This is a genomic window from Limnobacter litoralis (assembly GCF_030160455.1).
Lineage (GTDB): Bacteria > Pseudomonadota > Gammaproteobacteria > Burkholderiales > Burkholderiaceae_B > Limnobacter > Limnobacter litoralis.
Map to the genome: position 1 here is coordinate 88,897 of NZ_BSOJ01000030.1, position 19,746 is coordinate 108,642.

27 protein-coding genes and 1 tRNA gene are annotated in these 19,746 nt (G+C 55.6%); 4 read left to right on the top strand and 24 right to left on the bottom strand.

Annotated features, from left to right (window positions below):
- Positions 1-2 precede the first annotated feature (2 nt).
- From prmC to QQJ87_RS12415, 3 genes are all read left to right on the top strand, one after another.
- Complete coding sequence (gene prmC, locus QQJ87_RS12405; RefSeq protein WP_284282096.1) at positions 3-869, top strand: peptide chain release factor N(5)-glutamine methyltransferase; 867 nt, start codon at positions 3-5, stop codon at positions 867-869.
- Positions 870-976: 107 nt separating this feature from the next.
- A complete protein-coding gene (gene grxD / locus QQJ87_RS12410) occupies positions 977-1,309 on the top strand; it encodes a Grx4 family monothiol glutaredoxin (protein ID WP_284282097.1) in 333 nt (110 codons plus the stop codon).
- An 11-nt stretch (positions 1,310-1,320) separates the two neighbouring features.
- Entirely contained in the window at positions 1,321-1,920 is a 600-nt protein-coding gene (locus tag QQJ87_RS12415; RefSeq protein ID WP_284282099.1) for a UbiX family flavin prenyltransferase, read from the top strand.
- A gap of 45 nt (positions 1,921-1,965) precedes the next feature.
- On the opposite strand, the gene QQJ87_RS12420 is transcribed toward QQJ87_RS12415, so the two are convergent.
- The 7 genes from QQJ87_RS12420 to QQJ87_RS12450 form a co-directional block, all read right to left on the bottom strand.
- Positions 1,966-2,041, bottom strand: a tRNA-Thr gene (locus tag QQJ87_RS12420).
- Between the two features lie 14 nt (positions 2,042-2,055).
- On the bottom strand, positions 2,056-2,517 hold the full coding sequence (locus tag QQJ87_RS12425) for a ClpXP protease specificity-enhancing factor (RefSeq protein WP_284282100.1): 462 nt from the start codon (positions 2,515-2,517) through the stop codon (positions 2,056-2,058).
- A 28-nt stretch (positions 2,518-2,545) separates the two neighbouring features.
- The gene (locus tag QQJ87_RS12430) at positions 2,546-3,148 is read right to left on the bottom strand and encodes a glutathione S-transferase N-terminal domain-containing protein (RefSeq protein ID WP_284282101.1); all 603 of its coding nucleotides are present in this window, start codon (positions 3,146-3,148) and stop codon (positions 2,546-2,548) included.
- 76 nt (positions 3,149-3,224) lie between these two features.
- Positions 3,225-3,983, bottom strand: coding sequence for a cytochrome c1 (locus QQJ87_RS12435; protein ID WP_284282102.1), 759 nt, complete (start codon positions 3,981-3,983; stop codon positions 3,225-3,227).
- A gap of 15 nt (positions 3,984-3,998) precedes the next feature.
- Entirely contained in the window at positions 3,999-5,264 is a 1,266-nt protein-coding gene (locus QQJ87_RS12440; protein WP_284282104.1) for a cytochrome b, read from the bottom strand.
- 22 nt (positions 5,265-5,286) lie between these two features.
- The gene (gene petA, locus QQJ87_RS12445) at positions 5,287-5,895 is read right to left on the bottom strand and encodes a ubiquinol-cytochrome c reductase iron-sulfur subunit (protein ID WP_284282106.1); all 609 of its coding nucleotides are present in this window, start codon (positions 5,893-5,895) and stop codon (positions 5,287-5,289) included.
- A 260-nt stretch (positions 5,896-6,155) separates the two neighbouring features.
- Entirely contained in the window at positions 6,156-6,917 is a 762-nt protein-coding gene (locus QQJ87_RS12450; protein WP_414674841.1) for a Nif3-like dinuclear metal center hexameric protein, read from the bottom strand.
- A 28-nt stretch (positions 6,918-6,945) separates the two neighbouring features.
- Here QQJ87_RS12450 and QQJ87_RS12455 point away from each other — a divergent pair, with 28 nt between their 5' ends.
- Positions 6,946-8,106 (top strand): trypsin-like peptidase domain-containing protein, encoded by a 1,161-nt coding sequence (locus QQJ87_RS12455; protein ID WP_284282107.1) that lies wholly within the window; start codon positions 6,946-6,948, stop codon positions 8,104-8,106.
- A gap of 31 nt (positions 8,107-8,137) precedes the next feature.
- Here QQJ87_RS12455 and tatC read toward each other — a convergent pair whose 3' ends face one another.
- The 17 genes from tatC to QQJ87_RS12540 are packed head-to-tail and all read right to left on the bottom strand — an operon-like array spanning position 8,138 to position 19,734.
- On the bottom strand, positions 8,138-8,881 hold the full coding sequence (gene tatC / locus QQJ87_RS12460) for a twin-arginine translocase subunit TatC (RefSeq protein ID WP_284282108.1): 744 nt from the start codon (positions 8,879-8,881) through the stop codon (positions 8,138-8,140).
- A 15-nt stretch (positions 8,882-8,896) separates the two neighbouring features.
- Entirely contained in the window at positions 8,897-9,262 is a 366-nt protein-coding gene (tatB, locus tag QQJ87_RS12465) for a Sec-independent protein translocase protein TatB (RefSeq protein ID WP_284282109.1), read from the bottom strand.
- A 27-nt stretch (positions 9,263-9,289) separates the two neighbouring features.
- Positions 9,290-9,520, bottom strand: coding sequence for a Sec-independent protein translocase subunit TatA (gene tatA / locus QQJ87_RS12470; protein WP_284282110.1), 231 nt, complete (start codon positions 9,518-9,520; stop codon positions 9,290-9,292).
- A 20-nt stretch (positions 9,521-9,540) separates the two neighbouring features.
- Complete coding sequence (locus QQJ87_RS12475) at positions 9,541-9,891, bottom strand: histidine triad nucleotide-binding protein (RefSeq protein ID WP_284282111.1); 351 nt, start codon at positions 9,889-9,891, stop codon at positions 9,541-9,543.
- A gap of 14 nt (positions 9,892-9,905) precedes the next feature.
- The gene (locus QQJ87_RS12480; RefSeq protein WP_284282112.1) at positions 9,906-10,235 is read right to left on the bottom strand and encodes a phosphoribosyl-ATP diphosphatase; all 330 of its coding nucleotides are present in this window, start codon (positions 10,233-10,235) and stop codon (positions 9,906-9,908) included.
- A gap of 12 nt (positions 10,236-10,247) precedes the next feature.
- A complete protein-coding gene (hisI, locus tag QQJ87_RS12485) occupies positions 10,248-10,661 on the bottom strand; it encodes a phosphoribosyl-AMP cyclohydrolase (RefSeq protein ID WP_284282113.1) in 414 nt (137 codons plus the stop codon).
- A 4-nt stretch (positions 10,662-10,665) separates the two neighbouring features.
- Positions 10,666-11,430, bottom strand: a complete 765-nt coding sequence (gene hisF, locus QQJ87_RS12490; RefSeq protein ID WP_284282114.1) for an imidazole glycerol phosphate synthase subunit HisF — start codon at positions 11,428-11,430, stop codon at positions 10,666-10,668.
- The gene (gene hisA, locus QQJ87_RS12495; protein ID WP_284282115.1) at positions 11,430-12,179 is read right to left on the bottom strand and encodes a 1-(5-phosphoribosyl)-5-[(5-phosphoribosylamino)methylideneamino]imidazole-4-carboxamide isomerase; all 750 of its coding nucleotides are present in this window, start codon (positions 12,177-12,179) and stop codon (positions 11,430-11,432) included. Before hisA ends, hisF begins: the two co-directional genes overlap by 1 nt.
- 47 nt (positions 12,180-12,226) lie before the next feature.
- The gene (hisH, locus tag QQJ87_RS12500; RefSeq protein WP_284282116.1) at positions 12,227-12,859 is read right to left on the bottom strand and encodes an imidazole glycerol phosphate synthase subunit HisH; all 633 of its coding nucleotides are present in this window, start codon (positions 12,857-12,859) and stop codon (positions 12,227-12,229) included.
- Complete coding sequence (hisB, locus tag QQJ87_RS12505) at positions 12,856-13,443, bottom strand: imidazoleglycerol-phosphate dehydratase HisB (RefSeq protein ID WP_284282117.1); 588 nt, start codon at positions 13,441-13,443, stop codon at positions 12,856-12,858. The genes hisH and hisB overlap by 4 nt, the downstream gene beginning before the upstream one ends.
- Positions 13,440-14,528 (bottom strand): histidinol-phosphate transaminase, encoded by a 1,089-nt coding sequence (gene hisC / locus QQJ87_RS12510; protein ID WP_284282118.1) that lies wholly within the window; start codon positions 14,526-14,528, stop codon positions 13,440-13,442. The genes hisB and hisC overlap by 4 nt, the downstream gene beginning before the upstream one ends.
- Positions 14,525-15,850, bottom strand: a complete 1,326-nt coding sequence (gene hisD / locus QQJ87_RS12515) for a histidinol dehydrogenase (protein ID WP_284282120.1) — start codon at positions 15,848-15,850, stop codon at positions 14,525-14,527. Before hisD ends, hisC begins: the two co-directional genes overlap by 4 nt.
- 29 nt (positions 15,851-15,879) lie before the next feature.
- A complete protein-coding gene (gene hisG / locus QQJ87_RS12520) occupies positions 15,880-16,536 on the bottom strand; it encodes an ATP phosphoribosyltransferase (protein ID WP_284282121.1) in 657 nt (218 codons plus the stop codon).
- A complete protein-coding gene (murA, locus tag QQJ87_RS12525; RefSeq protein WP_284282122.1) occupies positions 16,533-17,789 on the bottom strand; it encodes a UDP-N-acetylglucosamine 1-carboxyvinyltransferase in 1,257 nt (418 codons plus the stop codon). Before murA ends, hisG begins: the two co-directional genes overlap by 4 nt.
- Positions 17,790-17,797: 8 nt before the next feature.
- Positions 17,798-18,046: a BolA family protein gene (locus QQJ87_RS12530; protein WP_284282123.1), complete on the bottom strand. Its 249-nt coding sequence runs from the start codon at positions 18,044-18,046 to the stop codon at positions 17,798-17,800.
- Positions 18,047-18,073: 27 nt separating this feature from the next.
- Positions 18,074-18,829, bottom strand: coding sequence for an ABC transporter permease (locus QQJ87_RS12535; protein WP_284282124.1), 756 nt, complete (start codon positions 18,827-18,829; stop codon positions 18,074-18,076).
- A complete protein-coding gene (locus QQJ87_RS12540) occupies positions 18,826-19,734 on the bottom strand; it encodes an ABC transporter ATP-binding protein (RefSeq protein ID WP_284282125.1) in 909 nt (302 codons plus the stop codon). The genes QQJ87_RS12535 and QQJ87_RS12540 overlap by 4 nt, the downstream gene beginning before the upstream one ends.
- Positions 19,735-19,746: the final 12 nt, after the last annotated feature.

Below are 19,746 nucleotides of genomic sequence, written 5' to 3' on the forward strand. Positions count from 1 at the left end.
CCATGACGAACAGACAGCCAGGCCTTCACATTGATGCGGCACTGCAGGCCAGTCAACACAACACAGGGCTTCCCCTGTCCGAGCTGCGCATTCTCATGAGCCACGTCACTGGCCTCAATCGGGTGGGTTTGATCACCCACAACACGATGATGCTCTCAGCTGATCAATTCTCGCAATTTGAAAGTCTGGTCAAGCGCCGCGCGCAAGGCGAACCGGTGGCTTATCTCACGGGCGTTCGCGAATTTTTCTCTCGCGAGTTCATGGTGACGCCCGATGTACTGATCCCCCGACCTGAGACCGAGGAACTGGTTGAAAAGGCGTTGCAATGGCTGGAAAAGCGATCTCGTGAAAACCTGTTGACCAAGGTACTGGACATGGGCTGTGGCAGCGGCGCCATCGGGCTCACCCTGGCCTTGGAAAACCCAATACTGGAAGTCACACTGAGCGATGTCTCTGAGGCAGCGCTTCAAGTGGCCCAGGCCAATGCCAAAAAGCTCGCCGCCAAGAATGTGCAGTGTGTGCACAGCAACCTGTTTGAGGCCTTTGCACCCGAGGGTCAGCCCCAACAGTTCGACCTGATTGTCAGCAACCCCCCTTACATCGCCAGTGGGGACGAGCACCTGAAACAGGGTGATCTTCGATTTGAACCACTCAGCGCCCTCACCGACCATCAGGACGGTTTGTTTTTTTACCGCCAGCTTGCGCAACACGCGGCGCAACACCTCAGGCCCACCGGGGCCGTGCTGATGGAGCATGGATACACGCAACAAGGCGACGTGCTGGCTTTGTTCAGGCAAGCAGGATTTGCCGCCGTGGAAGGATTCACGGACCTCGCAGGGCAGCCTCGTATGGTGCTGGCGCTGCAATAATGCGACCATTGGCACCATGCAGGCCCTTGAAAACAAGCGTTTTAGTGCCATATCCATTAAACTGAACACATTCTTGTCACACAAACATCATTGCCGAAGGAAGTAGCATGAGCATTCACGACTCCATCAAGGAAACAGTCACCAGCAACCCCATCGTCCTGTTCATGAAAGGCACGGGGCAGTTTCCCATGTGCGGCTTCTCAGGGCGCGCCATTCAAATCCTGAAAGCTTGCAATGCTGAGAAAGTAGTCACAGTGAACGTGTTGGACGACCCCGAGATTCGCCAAGGCATCAAAGACTACTCCAATTGGCCAACCATTCCACAGCTGTACATCAATGGCGAGTTTGTGGGCGGCTGCGACATCATGATCGAAATGTTCCAAAACGGCGAGCTACAGCCCCTGGTGACCAAAGCCAATGAAAGCCTGAAGGCCTCCTGAGAAATCACAAGATGCCGTTGTCGCCGCAGTTCAAGCAAGCCGTTACCGTTGCCATCACAGGGGCCAGTGGCGCCTTGTATGGCCTGAAAATTCTGGATTTGCTGCAACAACGGCAAGACACTGAAGTTCATCTCGTCGTGTCGCCCTCCGGGTGGTTGACCATCCACAGTGAATGCGATCTGACGCGTGAAGAAATTGAAGCCAAAGCCCACGTGGTGCATGCCCCCAAGGCTGTGGGCAACTGCATTGCCAGCGGTTCCTACCCATCCGCAGGCATGGTCATCGCGCCCTGTTCCATGCACACCCTGGCCAGCGTAGCCATGGGCTTTTCAGACAATCTGATCGCCCGGGCGGCAGACGTCACCCTGAAAGAGCGCCGCCGATTGGTGTTGCTGCCGCGTGAAACGCCGCTGAACCTTGCTCACCTGCGCAACATGACCAGCGTGACTGAAATGGGAGGCATCATCATGCCGCCCGTGCCTGCGCTGTACCACCGCCCAGCCACCATTGACGAACTGGTGACCGACACCGCCCAACACGCAATCGAATTGCTGGGCCTTCAGCAGGCCGAACGAAAGCAATGGCCAGGGCTTGGCAAACAACCAGAATAAGCAGGGAAAATGGACCGAGAAGGCCACGAGAGAAAGAGGGGAAAGTGGTGCCGCTTGTCGGATTCGAACTGACGACCTACCGCTTACAAGGCGGTTGCTCTACCAACTGAGCTAAAGCGGCAACTTAAGAGATCGCTATTTTACCCTAGTCAAATGGCTTTTCTTGCCAGAAGCGGGTTTTTTGGGCGTTTTTTCATCCGGACTGTCGCTTTTATCCACCACCGGTTTCAACGCGGTATTTTCTTGAGCGCCTTGCACGGGCTCAAGCTCCGGATTGGCCATCGGCTTGGGCACATCAAAAGCCATGCCGTGCCCATTTTCACGGGCATAAATGGCCGACACCTGTGCCACTGGCACCATGATGTCCTGAACCCGCCCACTGAAACGGGCCTGAAACTGAATCCATTCGTTGCCCATCTCGAGCTTGTTGGACGCCAGGGGAGACACGTTCAACACGATCTCCCCAGCCTTCACATGCTCGGGCGGCACCAGGGTTTGTGAATTCACGGACACAGCCAAATAAGGCGTGTACCCGTTGTCCACACACCACTCGTGGATGGCCCGAATCAGGTAAGGCTTGGTAGAAACTTCACTCACAACTCAATTCCTTGCAGTAAACACTGCATCAACGGCGCATTACTTTTTCAGAAGGCGTCAGCGCGTCGATAAACGCCTGCTTCTGGAAAATGCGTTGCGCGTACTTCATGATCGGCGCAGCCGACTTGGGCAGTTCAATGCCGTAGTGCTCCAAGCGCCACAACAACGGGGCCAGGGCCACGTCCAGCATGCTGAACTCTTCGCCCAGCATGTACTTGTTCTTGATGAACACGGGTGCAATTTGGGTCAGCTGGTCACGAATGGCCTGCCGTGCCTTGTCCATGGCTTTCGGATTGCCGGCGCGCTCAAGCACACTGACGTGCACAAACAGCTCACGCTCAAAATTGAACAGGAACAAACGTGTGCGTGCACGCTGAACCGGGTCTGCCGGCATCAACTGTGGGTGCGGAAAACGCTCGTCAATGTATTCATTGATGATGTTGGATTCATACAGAATGAGGTCGCGCTCAACAAGAATGGGCACCTGACCATAAGGATTCATGACACTGATGTCATCAGGACGGTTGAAAAGATCAATGTCCTTGATCTCGAAATCCATGCCCTTCTCATGCAGAACAAAGCGGCAACGCTGAGAAAAGGGACAGGTTGTCCCTGAATAAAGCACCATCATTTTTCAATCTTCCCAAACAAAAAGGGCTGGAACGACCATTTCGTTCCAGCCGGTTAAACGCTATTTTACTCGATGTTTACTTGATGTCTTTCCAGTAAGCCGCATTCAGCCGCCAGGCAAACAGGGTAAACACACCAAAGAACAGCAGTACGATGACACCCAACTTGAATCGGGTCTGGCGGGCAGGCTCACCCATGAACACCAGGTAGTTGGTTAAATCGGCCACGGCCTCGTCAAATTGCGCCTCACTCATGGTGCCCGGCGTCAATTGCTGGTAGCCCACAAACTTGTGGATCACCTCACCATTGTTCTCGGGGTCTTTTTCTTCCTCAAACTTGGCCATGCGCTGGCCCTGCAGTTGCCACAGGGGGTTGGGCATACCCACGTTCGGGAAAGCGAGGTTGTTCCAGCCGGTCGGGCGGCTTGGATCGCGGTAATAGGTGCGCAGGTAGGTGTAAATGTAATCGGCACCGCTGCCACGCTCTGACGCGCGAGAACGGGCAATCACCGACAAGTCAGGCGGCACGGCGCCAAACCACTTCTTGGCGTCGTCGTGATTCATGGCCACGGTCATCAGGCTGCCCACTTTGTCAGAGGCAAACATCAGGTTGTCCTTGATCTCCTTGTCGGTCAAGCCAATGTCTTGCAGACGGTTGTACCGCATGCTTTCTGCACTGTGGCAGTTCAGACAGTAATTCGTAAACAGCTTGGCTCCACGCTGCAGCGCCGCCATGTCATTGGTCAGGTCCGGGGCCCGGTCCAGCGGGATACCCTCGCCACTGGCAAACGCCAGACTGGGCAACAGGGCCAAAAGAACCAGCATCTTCTTCATCATGTGTGCTCTCCTTGCTCAGTGCGCTTGAAAAACCACGCGCTCAGGCACGGGCTTGAACGTTCCCATCTTGGACCACCAGGGCATGCCCAGGAAGAACGCAAAATAGATCAGCGTACAGATTTGTGAGACCACCTGACGAATCGGTGATGGCGGCTGAATACCCAAATAACCCAGAATCAGGAAGGCCACCACGAACACGGCGTACAGAATTTTGTGGAAGCCGGGGCGATACCGGATGGATTTGACCGGGCTGCGATCCAGCCAGGGCAGGAAGAACAGAATGACCACCGCACCACCCATGAAGATTACACCCCACAGTTTCGCATCCACGCCGAAAAACGGAATGGTGTTGGCGCGCAGAATGGAATAGAACGGCGTGAAGTACCAAACCGGCGCAATGTGCGGCGGTGTCTTCAGCGGGTCAGCCGGAATGAAGTTGTTGTGCTCCAGGAAGTAGCCACCCATTTCAGGCGCGAAGAACACGATGGCTGAAAACACCATCAGGAACACACCCACACCCATGATGTCATGCACGGTGTAGTAAGGGTGGAAGGGAATGCCATCCAGAGGAATGCCGTTGGCGTCTTTCTTGGCCTTGATTTCCACACCATCGGGGTTGTTTGATCCCACCTCGTGCAAGGCGACCAGGTGAGCAACCACGAGACCCAGCAGCACCAGCGGAATGGCGATCACGTGGAACGAGAAGAACCGGTTCAATGTGGCGTCGGACACCACATAATCACCACGAATCCAGATGGCCAGATCAGGCCCGACCAGCGGAATGGCGCTGAACAGATTCACAATCACCTGCGCACCCCAGTAGCTCATTTGCCCCCAAGGCAGCAAATAGCCAAAAAAGGCTTCCGCCATCAAACACAAGAAAATGGCGACGCCAAAAATCCAGATCAGTTCGCGCGGTTTGCGATAGGACCCGTACATCAGGCCACGCATCATGTGCATGTACACCACCACGAAGAACATGGAAGCGCCCGTGGAATGCATGTACCGCACCAGCCAGCCCCAAGGTACATCGCGCATGATGTATTCAACAGACTGGAACGCCTTGGCGGCGTCCGGCTTGTAGTGCATGACCAGGAAAATACCTGTCACGATCTGGATGACCAGCACCAACAGCGCCAGTGACCCGAAGAAATACCAGAAGTTGAAATTCTTGGGGGCGTAATACTCGGACAAGTGTGCCTTGTACGTGGCCGACAGCGGAAAACGCGCGTCGATCCAGCCCAGCAAACCTTTTGTTTCTACCTTGTGCTCTGCTGCCATTTCAGTTCCTCTCTCTCAAGCCTTAAGCCTTGTGGTCTTTGTCCACACCAATGATGACTTTGGCGTCCGACAAATACTCGTGGGGGGGAATTTCCAGATTGTCTGGCGCCGGCTTGTTTTTAAACACACGGCCGGCCAGATCGAAAGTGGAACCATGGCAAGGGCACAACCACCCGCCGGGCCAGTCTTCAGGCAGGCTGGGTTGAGGACCAGGGGTAAATCGTGCGGAGGGCGAACAACCGAGGTGGGTGCAAATGCCAACCGCAATGAAGTACTCGGGCTTGATGGACCGATGGGTGTTGCGTGCGTAAGGGGGGGTCAGTTCGTCAGGCTTGCGTTCCGAATTGGGGTCAGCCAGCTCATTGTCGTGCTTGGCCAGTGCGGCCACTTCTTCTTTGGTTCGGCGAACAATCCAGACGGGTTTGCCGCGCCACTCCACGGTTTTCATTTCACCGGGTGCCAGGCTGGAAATATCGACTTCCACTGGAGCACCCGCTGCTTTGGCCCGCTCGGAAGGGGCCATGGTGCTAAGAAGTGTCACTCCGGTTGCGCCCGCCGCCACTGCGCCTGTTGCGCCGCACGCGATCATCCAGACGCGGCGTTCTTTGTCTACAGGTTGACTATTGCTCATTCAAAATAACCCCGTTTAAAAAACCTTGTTATTCATTCACTGACTGCAACTGATCAACATGGATGTCCTGCGAACACCACATTGCTCCCCCTTTGTTCCTATTCACATGTGCTTCTTTTACTGATTATTTTTGGCTGGAATTCTGGCAGCGTACCGCCATACCCCATATAACTTTTGAGTTTAACCCAGTTCAAGTGGCACTTGAAGTCAGCCGATGCGCAAAAAGCAAGATTTGAATACGGCACGCCGATCTGGCATTTTCAGACGGTCACGAACAAATCGTGAAACTCCACCTCCACGCCATAGCGGGCCTGCAACCAACCCCCCAACGCCTGCACACCGCAGCGCTCAGTGGCATGGTGACCTGCACCCAGCAAACTGACACCCAACTCACGGGCAATGTGCACAGCCGGTTCCGACAACTCACCGGTCAGATAAAGATCCGCGCCGTGGCCAGCGGCCTCCTCCACATAACCGGGCGCACCCCCGGTGCACCAGGCCACCTTGCCAATCAATCGATCCAGCGCCCGGTTGCCTTCCACCAGGCAAGGCGCACCCAGCACCTGTTCAACCTGTGCAACCAGCTCACCCAATCGCTGTGGCTGGGGCAATTGCGCCACATTAACAAGTCCCTTGCGATCCACTGCAGTGCCCGCTGGCCAGCCAAACAGGCGGCCCAACTGCACATTGTTGCCAAGCTCGGGGTGCCGATCCAAAGGCAGATGGTACGCAAACACGTTCAGGCCAGCGGCAAGCGCCTTGGACAGCCGCTCACGACGAAAACCACGGATCACCTGTGGATCGCCCTTCCACATCAGCCCGTGATGCACCACGATGGCCTGTGCGCCACGCTCAATCGCAAGCTCAATCAAATCCAGCGAAGCAGTGACACCCGTTACAATCTTGTGAATGTTGCAAACACCTTCCACCTGAAGACCGTTTGGGCAATAATCGGATGTCTCGGTTGGGTCAAGCAGTTCACGAAGATCCTGCTCCAGCACGTCGCGATGCACAGTCTTCAAGGGCACTCACCTCTTTTTTAAAAACACAATGATCAAAAAACTCTGGCTTGTATTTTCTCAGACATTGGCCATATTGGCTGCGTTTTATTTCATGACCGAGGTGCTGCGCCCCAACTGGGTTCCCAGCCTGCTGCAAAAGCCGGTCGCTGAGGTTGCACGGGGCCGACAGGCCGAGGTGGGCTATCGCAAGGCAGTCCAGAAAGCCATGCCGGCTGTGGTGAATGTGTACACCACCAAATCCATCACCATGTCGCCGAAGCACCCCTTTTTCGACGACCCTGAAATCAAGAAGTTTTTTGGCAATGGCGGTCAGGACAACCCCAATAACGATGGGGCCGACGATGCATCCAGCCTGGGCTCGGGCGTGATCGTCAGCCCCGATGGTTTAATCGTCACGAACCAGCACGTGGTGGACGCGGCCGATGACATTGAAGTCAGCCTGAACGATGGCAGGTCGACCAAGGCCACGCTGGTTGGCAGCGACCCCGAAACCGATCTTGCAGTCATCCGGATCAAAATGGACCGCCTGCCCAGCCTTCAGTTTGCCAAGGACGGTTCGGCGCAGGTGGGCGACGTGGTGCTGGCCATGGGCAACCCGTTTGGCGTCGGGCAAACAGTCACCATGGGCATCATCAGCGCCTTGGGTCGTAACCACGTGGGCATCAACACATTCGAAAACTTCATTCAAACGGATGCCGCCATCAACCCGGGCAATTCGGGTGGCGCACTGGTTGACACCAACGGCAACCTGATCGGCATCAACACCGCCATCTACAGCAGATCGGGTGGCTCTTTGGGCATTGGATTTGCCATTCCTGCACCCATTGTCAAAAACGTGCTGGATCAGATCGTTCGCAACGGCACGGTCACTCGCGGCTATATCGGCGTTGAACAGCAAAACATCACGGATGAACTCGTCAGCGCATTCAACCTGCCACGCAAGCAAGGCGTCATTATTGCTGGCATCGTGAAAGACGCGCCCGCCGACAAGGCAGGTCTGAAGGTAGGCGACATCCTGTTGTCAATCGACGGCAAAGAAGTCACCGACACCACAGAGATGTTGAACATGATTGCAGGCATGCAGCCCAGGGAACGCAAAACCGTTAAGCTGCTGCGCGAGGGCAAACAGAAAACCTTGCAGATTGAAATTGGTGTGCGACCAAAACCCAAAGACTTCTTGAAGCACTGATTCACGGGGCAAACCCGCTGGTCAGCACAGGTCAGGCTTTTTCCAGCAAATCCTGCTTGCGTCGCCCCACCAGCTTGGCTACCAACACGCCAAGCTCGTAAAGCAGGCAGATGGGCACAGCCAGAAACAGCTGGCTCATCACGTCAGGCGGCGTAAAAATGGCGGCCAGAATAAAAGCAGTCACAATGACATAACCCCTGATTTCCACCAGCTTCTCGACGGTGATCATTCCGGTGTAAACCAGCACCACCACAACAATCGGCACCTCAAAGGTCAAACCGAAAGCCATGAACATGGACAACACGAAGCTCATGTAAGCTTCAATGTCAGGCGCCGGGGTAATGCTGCTGGGTGCAAACTCATTGATGAAGGCAAACACCCGACCAAACACGATGTATTGGCAAAACGCAATGCCCAGCAAAAACAGGATGGTGCTGGAAAACACAATGGGCAAGGCCAGGCGCTTTTCATGCTGATACAGGCCTGGCGCGATAAACGCCCACATCTGATAAAGCGTAACCGGCAGAGACAACACAAAAGCCACCATGGCTGTCAGTTTGACGGGCACCATGAATGGCGTGGTCACGCCGGTGGCAATCATCTTGGTGCCATGCGGCAAAGCCAGCTGAATGGGCTCAGACAGAAAATCGAAAATATGACCGGCACCGGGGTACACCATCAGCACCAGAAAAACCACGATGAAAGCCGCCATGGAACGGATCAGCCGGTCACGCAACTCCATCAAATGGCTGACAAAGTTTTCTTCGATACTCATTGGGCTCGCCCTGATTTATTTGATTTCGGTCGACTTGACCGATTCGGGCGCATCGGCCTTTGGCCCCGCCTGGGGTGGTTGGTCTATTTCTTTTTCGATGGCCTTGGCTTCTTGATGCACTGTGTTTTCAACGTCACGCAGCTTGGTCTGAACATCAGACTCCATTTTACGGGCGGCGTCCTGCATTTCTGCCTTCAGCTTGCGAAGCTCGTCAAGCTCCATTTCCCGATTGATCTCTGCCTTGACGTCGTTGACATACCGCTGTGCTTTGCCCAACAAATGCCCCACAGTACGGGCCACTTTGGGCAGGCGCTCTGGGCCTATGACCACCAGTGCGACGACGCCAATCATCAGCAATTCAGAAAAGCCAATGTCAAACATGATGGGTGCCGCCTGCCTGAGTGTGAATTAGCTTGAAGACTTTTCTTTGGACTCAACGTCGATGACGTCGGCGGTCTTTTTGGCGTCACTGTTTTCAACGCGTGGCGATTCATCGGAAGAACCTTCTTTCATGCCTTCCTTGAAACCCTTCACCGCACCGCCCAAGTCTGAGCCGATGTTGCGCAGCTTCTTGGTGCCAAACACCATCATGACGATGACCAGCACAATCAGCCAGTGCCAAATACTAAACGATCCCATTGTTACTGCTCCTCATGAATTCAAGACTTGACCACGATAGGCCCCAAGGGCTTGTCACCACCCAACACATGCATGTGTAGATGATACACCTCCTGACAACCGACGCGACCTGTGTTGATGATGGTTCGGAAACCGTCGCTGCAGCCTTGCTGGCGAGCCAATTCGCCTGCCATCACCATCATTTTTCCCAGTACGGCACTGTCCTCGGGCCTGGCATCAGCCAGGGTGGCGATGTGCTTTTTCGGAATTATCAGAAAATGCACCGGCGCCGACGGACGAATGTCGTGAAACGCGAGGATATCCTCGTCCTCATACACTTTTCTGCTAGGGATTTCCCCAGCAACGATCTTGCAGAAAATGCAATCACTCATTAGTCACCCTGCTTTCAAGATTTTCGACTGGCTTTTTCTTCGAGACCCGACAAGCCAAACCTGCGCTGCAGCTCTGCAAGCACGTCTTGTGACGACTTGCCGTGCCAGGCCAAAAGCACCATGGAATGAAACCACAGGTCAGCCACCTCATAGACCACTTGGTCGGGCATCTGGTCTTTAGAGGCCATCACCACCTCGGTGGCCTCTTCACCCACCTTTTTCAGGATGGCGTCCTGCCCCTTGCTGTACAGCTTGGCCACGTAGGACTTGTCAGGGTCTGCTGCACGCCTTTGGGCAAGCACTTCGGTCAGTTCTGCCAACGTGTCTTTGGACATCTCGGCCATGCGTGAAGTTTCCTATCGGTTTTTATAAAGTTCAGCCGGGTCTTTCAACACCGGGTCGGCGGCCTGCCAGTGGCGGGTGTCATCCAGCACGTAATAAAAACAACTTTCTCGCCCTGTGTGGCAGGCTATGCCGCCTTCCTGCTCAATCATGAGAATGATCACATCGCCATCACAGTCCAAGCGGATTTCCTTGACCTTCTGGCGATTGCCAGACTCTTCACCCTTGAACCACAGCTTGTTGCGCGATCGCGAGAAGTAGGTGGCATAACCCGATTGCACTGTCAGCTCAAGGGCTTCCCGGTTCATCCAGGCCACCATCAAGACGCGTTTGGTCACATGGTCTTGCGCAACCACATTGACCAGCCCTTTGTCATCAAAGGAAACGCTGTCCAGCCAATTGTCAGTGATGACGACGTCTTTGCTCATGGGTTCACCTGCGCACGCACACGCCGGCGGCCGCCATGTGGTCTTTGGCTTGCGCCACGGTGTATTCACCGTAATGGAAAATGCTGGCGGCCAGCACGGCGCTCGCGTGGCCTTTGGTCACGCCATCCACCAGGTGATCCAGATTGCCGACGCCACCACTGGCAATCACCGGAATGTCAACGGCATCGGCCACAGCCCGTGTCAGTTCAAGATCAAATCCGATTTTGGTGCCATCGCGATTCATGCTGGTCAGCAAGAGCTCGCCGGCGCCATCGGCCTGCATCTGTTGGGCCCATTCAATCACATCCAGCCCGGTGGGGTTGCGTCCGCCATGGGTAAACACCTCCCAGCCGGGCGAACCATCCGATTTGGCTTTGGCATCAATGGCCACCACGATGCATTGCGAGCCGTATTTGTCCGCCGAGGCCTTGATGAGGCCCGGGTTGGTTACCGCCGAGGTGTTGATGGAAATTTTGTCAGCCCCGGCATTGAGCAACCTGCGGATGTCCTCGACCTTGCGCACACCACCCCCGACCGTCAGTGGAATGAACACCTGACTGGCCACGGCTTCAATGACGTGCAAAATGATGTCGCGGTCGTCGCTGGAGGCCGTGATGTCCAGAAAAGTCAGTTCGTCGGCACCCTGATCGTCGTAACGCTTTGCAATCTCAACGGGGTCTCCGGCATCCCGAAGCTCCAGAAAATTGACCCCCTTGACCACCCTGCCCGCAGTCACATCCAGACAGGGAATGATTCGACTGGCGAGCATCAGTAGGTGGTTCCGTTCAGCTCATCGGCCAAGGTTTGGGCCTTGGCGAAGTCAAGGGTGCCTTCGTAGATGGAACGACCGCAGATGGCACCCATCACACCCTCGTCTTCCACCTCGCAGAGTTTTCGAATGTCGTCGAGGTTGGCAACGCCACCCGAGGCGATCACCGGAATGGTGAGCGCATTGGCCAAGCGGACCGTGGCTTCAATGTTGACGCCGTTGAGCATGCCGTCGCGGCCGATGTCGGTGTAAATAATGGCTTCTACGCCATAGTTTTCGTATTTGATGGCCAGATCAACCACGTCGTGACCAGAAATTTTGCTCCAGCCGTCGGTGGCCACTTTGCCGTCCTTGGCGTCCAGCCCGACAATGATTTGCCCTGGAAAGGCACCGCATGCATCGTGCAGAAAACCGGGGCTTTTAACCGCTGCAGTGCCGATGATGACATAGCTCAACCCATCGTCGAGGTAACGCCCGATGGTGTCCAGGTCACGAATGCCGCCACCCAACTGCACGGGAATTGCGCCGCCCACGGCGTCCAGAATATCCAGAATCACGCCTTCATTGACAGGCTTGCCCGCCACTGCGCCATTCAGATCGACCAAGTGCAGGCGACGTGCCCCACTCTCAACCCATTTCATGGCCATTTCCACAGGATCGGCCGAGAAAATGGTTGCGTCATCCATATTGCCTTGCTTCAGGCGCACACACTGACCGTCTTTCAGGTCGATTGCTGGTATGAGTAACATGAGACTGTCTTTGTTTTACGATTCAGGTTAAAAAAGTCAAAATGGATTCAGGGGTGCCAGCGCAGAAAATTGCGGTACAGGCGTAAGCCATCCTGCGCGCTCTTTTCGGGGTGGAACTGTGTAGCAAAGATGTTATCCCGAGCCACGGCACAGGTAAAGCGTTCACCATGGACAGACTGACCCGCAATGTGGTCAGCCACCGCCGGGCGCACGTGGTAGCTGTGTACAAAATAAAACCAGGCCTTGTCGGCAATACCTTCCCACAAGGGGTGTTGGCGCACCTGTTCGACCTGGTTCCAGCCCATGTGCGGCACCTTCAAACCTTGCTCGGTCGTGTCCGCCGCATTGAAACGCACCACTTTGCCCGGGAACAGGCTCAGACAATCCGCTGGCCCCTCTTCGCTGGTTTCAAACAGCATTTGTTCCCCCACACAAACACCAAACATGGGTTTGTCGCGGGCAGCCCGATACACGGACTCCAACAATCCAGATTCCCGTATGGCCTTCATGCAGTCTGGCATGGCCCCTTGCCCGGGCAGCACCACGCGTTCAGCGCGGTCGATGACCTCAGGCTCGGATGTAATGACGATGTCTTGGTTTTCCTGCTTCACATGGCTTAAAGCCTGCGCCACGGAGCGCAGATTACCCATGCCGTAATCAACAATGGCAACCAGTGTCACAGCGCACCTTTGGTGCTCGGTATCGCCCCCAATTGACGCTCATCCAACGCCACCGCCATGCGAAGCGCACGGCCAAAGGCCTTGAATATGGTTTCACATTGGTGGTGGGCATTGCGCCCCTTCAGATTGTCGATGTGCAAAGTGACCAGGGCGTGGTTCACAAAACCCTGGAAGAACTCGTAGGTCAAATCAACGTCGTACTGACCGATCATGGCGCGAGTGAACTCCACGTCCATTTCCAGACCGGGTCGACCAGACAGATCAATGACCACCCGTGACAGCGCTTCATCCAGGGGTACATACGCGTGCCCGTAACGAACAATGCCCTTTTTGTCACCCAAAGCCTTCGAAAACGCCATGCCGAGCGTAATGCCCACATCTTCAACGGTGTGGTGTGCGTCGATGTGCAGATCACCCTTGGCCTGAATGTCCAGATCAAACAGACCGTGGCGGGCGATTTGATCGAGCATGTGATCGAGAAAGGGAACCCCGGTGTTCAGGTTTTTTTGGCCCGTGCCGTCCAGATTGATGCGCACGGTGATTTGGGTTTCCAGGGTGTCACGACTGACTTCTGCTGATCTCATGATAATTGGTTCAGAGCCACTTCAAGGGCGGTTAAAAAAGACTGGTTTTCGGCGTCGGTGCTGACGGTCACCCGCAGGCAATCCTGCAACAAGGGGTGCATCTTGCCCACGTACTTGATCAAGATACCTTCATTTTTCAGTAACTCAAAGACCTGCTGGGCCTGGGGTACGCGGAAGAGCAAAAAATTGGCGTGAGAATCAAACACTTCCATGCCCTTGCGTGGTGCGGCAAGCCGTTTCAAGGCCGCAGACAATTTCGCCCGGTTCTCACGCAGACGCGCAGCCTGATCATCCAGCACGCCGTGGTGACGCAGTGCAAATTCGGCGGCAATGCGCGTCAAAATATTCACATTGTACGGTGGGCGCACCTTGTCGATCTGCGAAATCCAGTCTTTGCTGGCAACGGCGTAGCCCAGTCGAATGCCGGCAAGACCCAGCTTGGACAAGGTTCGAAGCACCAGCACATTGGGGTGCTTCAGCACATCCGGCATGAACGACTCATCGGCAAAGGCTTCGTAGGCCTCGTCCACCACCACCAGGCCTGGTGCAGCCTGAATCACGGCTTCAATGTCGGCCTTGCGCATGGCCACACCCGTGGGGTTGTTGGGATACGCCAGAAAAACCACCTTGGGCTTGTGCGCATCAATTGCTTGCAACAGGGCAGGCAGGTTGAGCGACAAATCGGCGTTGAAGTCCACCCCCACAAAACGCGCATGCGCCCATTGGCTTGACACCGCATACATCACAAAGGTGGGCACGGGCGAGAGCACCACGTCACCGGGCATGCAACAGGTGCGAATCACGATGTCGATCAGCTCGTCAGAGCCATTTCCGAACAACACCGCTGCGTCTTCGGGAATGTCAAAGGCTTGCCTAAGCGCAGATTCAAGCGCTGGCATTTGGGGCTCAGGGTAACGGTTCAGGGCGGCGTGCTTCAGTCGCTCGGCCAGTTCTTCGCGCAGGGCCAGTGGCAGCTCGTGCGGATTTTCCATGGCGTCCAGCTTGACCATGCCCGTCGCATTGGCGACCACATAGGCTTGCGTGGCCTGCACGTCCGCACGCACGGTGTTTTGCAGGGCACTCATTCCTGGTTTTTCCTGAACTTGGGGCCCACACGGTATTCAGCCGAACGCGCGTGCGCGGGCAAGCCTTCACCGTAGGCAAGCTCGGCCGCCACTTCACCCAACACACGGGCGCCGTCGCGGCTGGCAAAAATAAGGCTGGACCGTTTTTGGAAGTCGTACACGCCCAAAGGGGACGAAAAGCGCGCGGTGCCCGCTGTGGGCAACACATGGTTAGGGCCAGCGCAGTAGTCGCCCAGCGATTCTGAACTGTAGGGCCCCATGAAAATGGCCCCTGCGTGGCGCAGTTTGCCCACCCAGGCGTCCGGGTCTTGTACAGACAGTTCCAGATGCTCGGGTGCAATCTCGTTGCTCAAGGCACAGGCCTCGTCCAGGTCTTTAACCTGAATCAGCGCACCCCTGTTTTTCAGGGAAGTGGCAATCACGGTGGCACGCGGCATGGTGTCCATCAGGCGCTTGATGCTGGCCTGAACCTGATCCAGAAAGGCTGCGTCTGGACACAGCAAAATGGATTGCGCCATCTCATCGTGCTCGGCCTGTGAAAACAGGTCCATCGCGATCCAGTCGGCGTCGGTCTTTCCATCGCAAATAATCAGAATTTCAGAAGGACCGGCAATCATGTCAATGCCCACAGCGCCAAACACGCGCCGTTTGGCTTCTGCCACATAGGCGTTGCCGGGGCCGACAATTTTGTCCACTCGCGGAATGGTGTCTGTGCCGTAAGCCAGCGCCGCCACGGCTTGCGCACCACCCACGGTGAAAACCCGGTCAACACCGGCCAGCCAGGCTGCCGCCAGTACGATCGGGTTGCGCACGCCACTGGGGGTGGGCACCACCATGATCACTTCCTGAACGCCCGCCACTTTGGCGGGCACGGCATTCATCAAGACAGAAGAAGGATAAGCGGCCTTGCCGCCGGGCACATACAAGCCCGCCCGGTCGAGCGGTGTGACGCGCTGCCCCAGGCGTGTGCCGTCGGCCTCTGTGTATTCCCAGCTTTCGGCCACTTGACGTTCGTGAAACGCCCTGACGCGCTGAGCCGCTGTCTCCAGCGAAGCGCGCAGTGAATCGTCCAGTGAGTCAAAAGCCCTTTTCAGCTCGTCCTTGGGAATTTCAAGTGCAGCCGCGTCAGACACATCCACCCGGTCAAAGCGCTTGGTGTATTCCAGCAAAGCCTCGTCACCCTTGGTGCGAACAGCATGGATGATGTCAGCCACTGCGCTTTCAACGTGGGGATCACGTTGTTCTTCATAGGCCAGCAAAGCCCTGAACTGGGCTTTGAAATCACTTTGGGCGCTTGAAAGTCTGCGAATCTGGGATGACATGATGAACCTGCTACTTAATTGAAATCATGTTAAACGGGGGCCTGAGTGCCAGCCCCCACGGCTTCTGCGAACACCGCCAAAATCGGCGAGAGCTGCTCGTATTTCATTTTCAAGGCGGCCTGATTGACCACCAGACGGGAAGAAATGTCGCAAATTTCTTCAACTTCAACCAGCTTGTTGGCGCGCAGTGTTGAACCGGTGCTGACCAAGTCAACAATGGCATCAGCAAGGCCGACCAAAGGTGCCAGTTCCATGGACCCGTACAGTTTGATCAGGTCCACGTGCACACCGCGTTTGGCAAAGTGCTCGCGTGCACTGTTGACGTATTTGGTGGCAATCCGCAAGCGCGCGCCCTGCTTGATGGCACTGGCGTAATCGAAGCTTTCAGCGGCGGCTACACACAGACGGCAGCGGGCTATGTTCAAATCCAGCGGTTGATACAGGCCTGCGCCTGAATGTTCGATGAGCACGTCCTTGCCAGCCACACCAAGGTCGGCTGCGCCGTGCTGCACGTAGGTGGGCACATCGGTGGCACGCACAATAATGATGCGCACATCAGGCTGGTTGGTCCCAATGATCAGTTTGCGTGACTTTTCCGGGTCCTCTGACGGCACAATGCCTGCCTTCTCGAGCAATGGCATTGTTTCTTCGAAAATTCGGCCTTTGGACAAGGCTAAGGTAATCATTCAGACACTCGCTTTACGTCGGCGCCCAGCAGGCGCAGTTTTTCTTCCATTTTGTCATAGCCCCGGTCGAGGTGATAAATCCGGTCAATCCGGGTTTCACCCGCGCTGACCAAACCCGCAATCACCAAGCCCGCTGAGGCACGCAGATCCGTGGCCATCACGGGCGCCCCTTCCAGCGCAGCAACGCCTTTCACCACAGCAGTGTGACCATCAATTTCAATGTTGGCACCCAGGCGAACCAGCTCTTGAACATGCATGAAGCGGTTCTCAAAAATGGTTTCGCTGATGACCGCCGTGCCTTCTGCAATGCAATTCACCGCCATGAGCTGGGCCTGCATGTCGGTGGCAAAACCGGGAAACGGTGCAGTGCGAAAACCAACCGCCTTGGGCCGAGCATTCATGCTGGCGCGGATGGTGCTGCCTTCTGACTGGACGGTCAAGCCGGCCGTGCGAAGCTTTTCAATGGTGGCCTCCATGCTGTCGGCGTCAGCGTTGTTCAGTGTGATGTCGCCACCACACGCCGCCACGGCGCACAAAAAGGTGCCCGCCTCAATTCGGTCGGGCATGACGGTGTGTTCACAGCCGTGCAGGCGTTCTACGCCATCAATCACCAAGGTGTCGGTGCCGATACCCTGAATTTTTGCGCCCATTTTGACCAGCATGTTGGCCAGATCAACCACCTCCGGTTCGCGTGCGGCATTTTCAATGATGGTTTGGCCATCAGCAAGACAAGCGGCCATCATGAGGTTTTCTGTGCCGGTCACTGTGACCATGTCGGTGACCAGACGCGCGCCTTTCAAGCGCGTGGCTTTGGCGTGAATGTAGCCCTTCTCAATGCGAATGTCGGCACCCATGGCCTGCAGGCCCTTGATGTGCTGATCTACAGGGCGCTGACCAATGGCACAGCCACCGGGTAAAGACACAATGGCCTCGCCAAAGCGGGCCAACAAAGGCCCCAGCACCAAAATGCTGGCGCGCATGGTTTTTACCAGGTCATAAGACGCCACGGGCTCGTTGACTTCTTCAGCGCGCAGGGCAAGTTCGTTATCGCCATGCCAGAAACACTGCACACCCAAAGAGCCCAGCAAACGCAGGCAGGTGTTGATGTCACGTAGCCGCGGCACATTTGAAATTTTCAGAGGGTCAGCCGTCAGCAGACTGGCGCACAGAATCGGCAATGCGGCATTCTTGGCCCCGGAAATCGACACTGTACCCTTCAATGGGCGACCGCCCTTGATCAAAAAAGAATCCATGCTGGTCCTTAGGCTTGTTGGGCTGCCCACTCATCGGGCGTGTAGGTTTTCATGGACAGCGCGTGAATTTCTTCCCGCATTCTGTCACCCAATACTGCATAGACTTTTTGATGCCGCTGCACGGAACGCAGCCCGTTGAATGCGGCAGACACAATGATTGCTTCAAAATGGCGGCCGTCGCCCGTCACCTGAAGGTGCGCGCACTCAAGACCGCTTTGTATGTAAGCCCTGACGGTGTCAGGCAACAGGTTGTCCATTAATTGTCCTTTCGATTCAAGGCTCTATTATCCCCTCAATTTGTAGCCGCTGACCACCATGCGCATCGCAATTGCGACCAGCACAAGCAGGGCGATGCCCGCCATGGCCAGACTGAACCACGGGCTGATGTCGCTGACACCAAAAAAGCCATAGCGAAAGCCATCAATGAGGTAGAAAAATGGGTTGAAATGAGAAACCGCCTGCCACACAGATGGCAGTGAATGAATGGAATAAAACACGCCAGACAGAAAAGTAGCGGGCACAATCAGGAAATTCTGAAACGCCGCCAATTGATCAAATTTTTCAGCCCAGATGCCTGCGATCACGCCCATGGTGCCCAAGATGGCAGACCCCGCCAATGCAAAGGCCAGCACCCACAATGGGTTTTGCAAATGCAAGCCCACGAAGGCCACAGTGACAACCAACACCCCCAAGCCGACCACAATGCCGCGGGCCATGGCCGCCAGCACATAGGCAGTAAAGAACTCGATGTGCGACAAGGGGGGCAACAACACAAACACCAGATTGCCGGTGATCTTGGACTGAATCAGGCTGGACGAGGAGTTGGCAAACGCGTTTTGAAGCACAGACATCATGACCAGGCCAGGCACCAGAAACGAGGCATAACTGACGCCCGGATAAGGCTCCACCTTGCCGTCCAACACATGCGAAAAGATCATCAAGTACAACAATGCAGTGACCACCGGGGCCAGCACGGTTTGCATGCCCACTTTCCAGAAGCGGAGAATTTCTTTTTTGAACAGGGTTTGCCAGCCGGTCATTGTGTGTCCCCCGCCATGATCTCTACAAAAACCTCTTCAAGGTCGGGCTTTTCGATGGAACAGTCCTGGATGTCCAGGCCGTCCTCGCGGCAGCGCCTCAAGATGGACTCGATGTCAGATGGAGAAACCAGCTTGAGCGTGTATCGCCCCTGCACCACGTCTGACTTGGTGACCAATCTTGTCAGCGACTCTGGCAGCACCCCATTGACTTGCAGACTTAAAGTCTGACTGGCATGCTTCTTTAACAAGTTCGGCGTGGTGTCCACTGTGACCACATGGCCACGCTTAAGCATCGCAATGCGATTGCACAGGGTTTCAGCCTCTTCCAGATAGTGGGTGGTCAGCAAGATGGTGTGGCCTTTTTTGTTCAAGCCCGCAATAAACTTCCAGAGGGTTTGACGCAATTCAACATCCACCCCCGCTGTGGGTTCATCCAGCACGATCACCGGGGGTTTGTGCACCAAGGCCTGGGCCACCATGACGCGCCGCTTCATGCCACCGGACAAGGTGCGCATGTTGTTGTCGGCCTTGTCAGACAACGAGAGCGAATGCAATAACTCATCAATCCAGTCGTCGTTGTTTTTAATGCCGAAATAGCCCGACTGGAATTTCAGGGTTTCGCGCACACTGAAAAACGGATCAAACACGAGCTCTTGTGGAACGATACCGATGTTGCGGCGCGCCTGGCGGAAATCAGACACCACGTCATAACCCATCACGCGGGCTGTGCCCTCACTGGCACGGCTTAAACCGGCAATGATGTTGATTAGTGTGGTTTTACCGGCACCATTGGGGCCAAGCAGCGCAAAAAACTCGCCCTCTTCCACAGACAGCGAGACGGAGTTCAGCGACCGGAATTGTCCAAAATATTTGGACACAGAGGTCAATTCGAGTGCAAGAGTCATGACATTCAACGC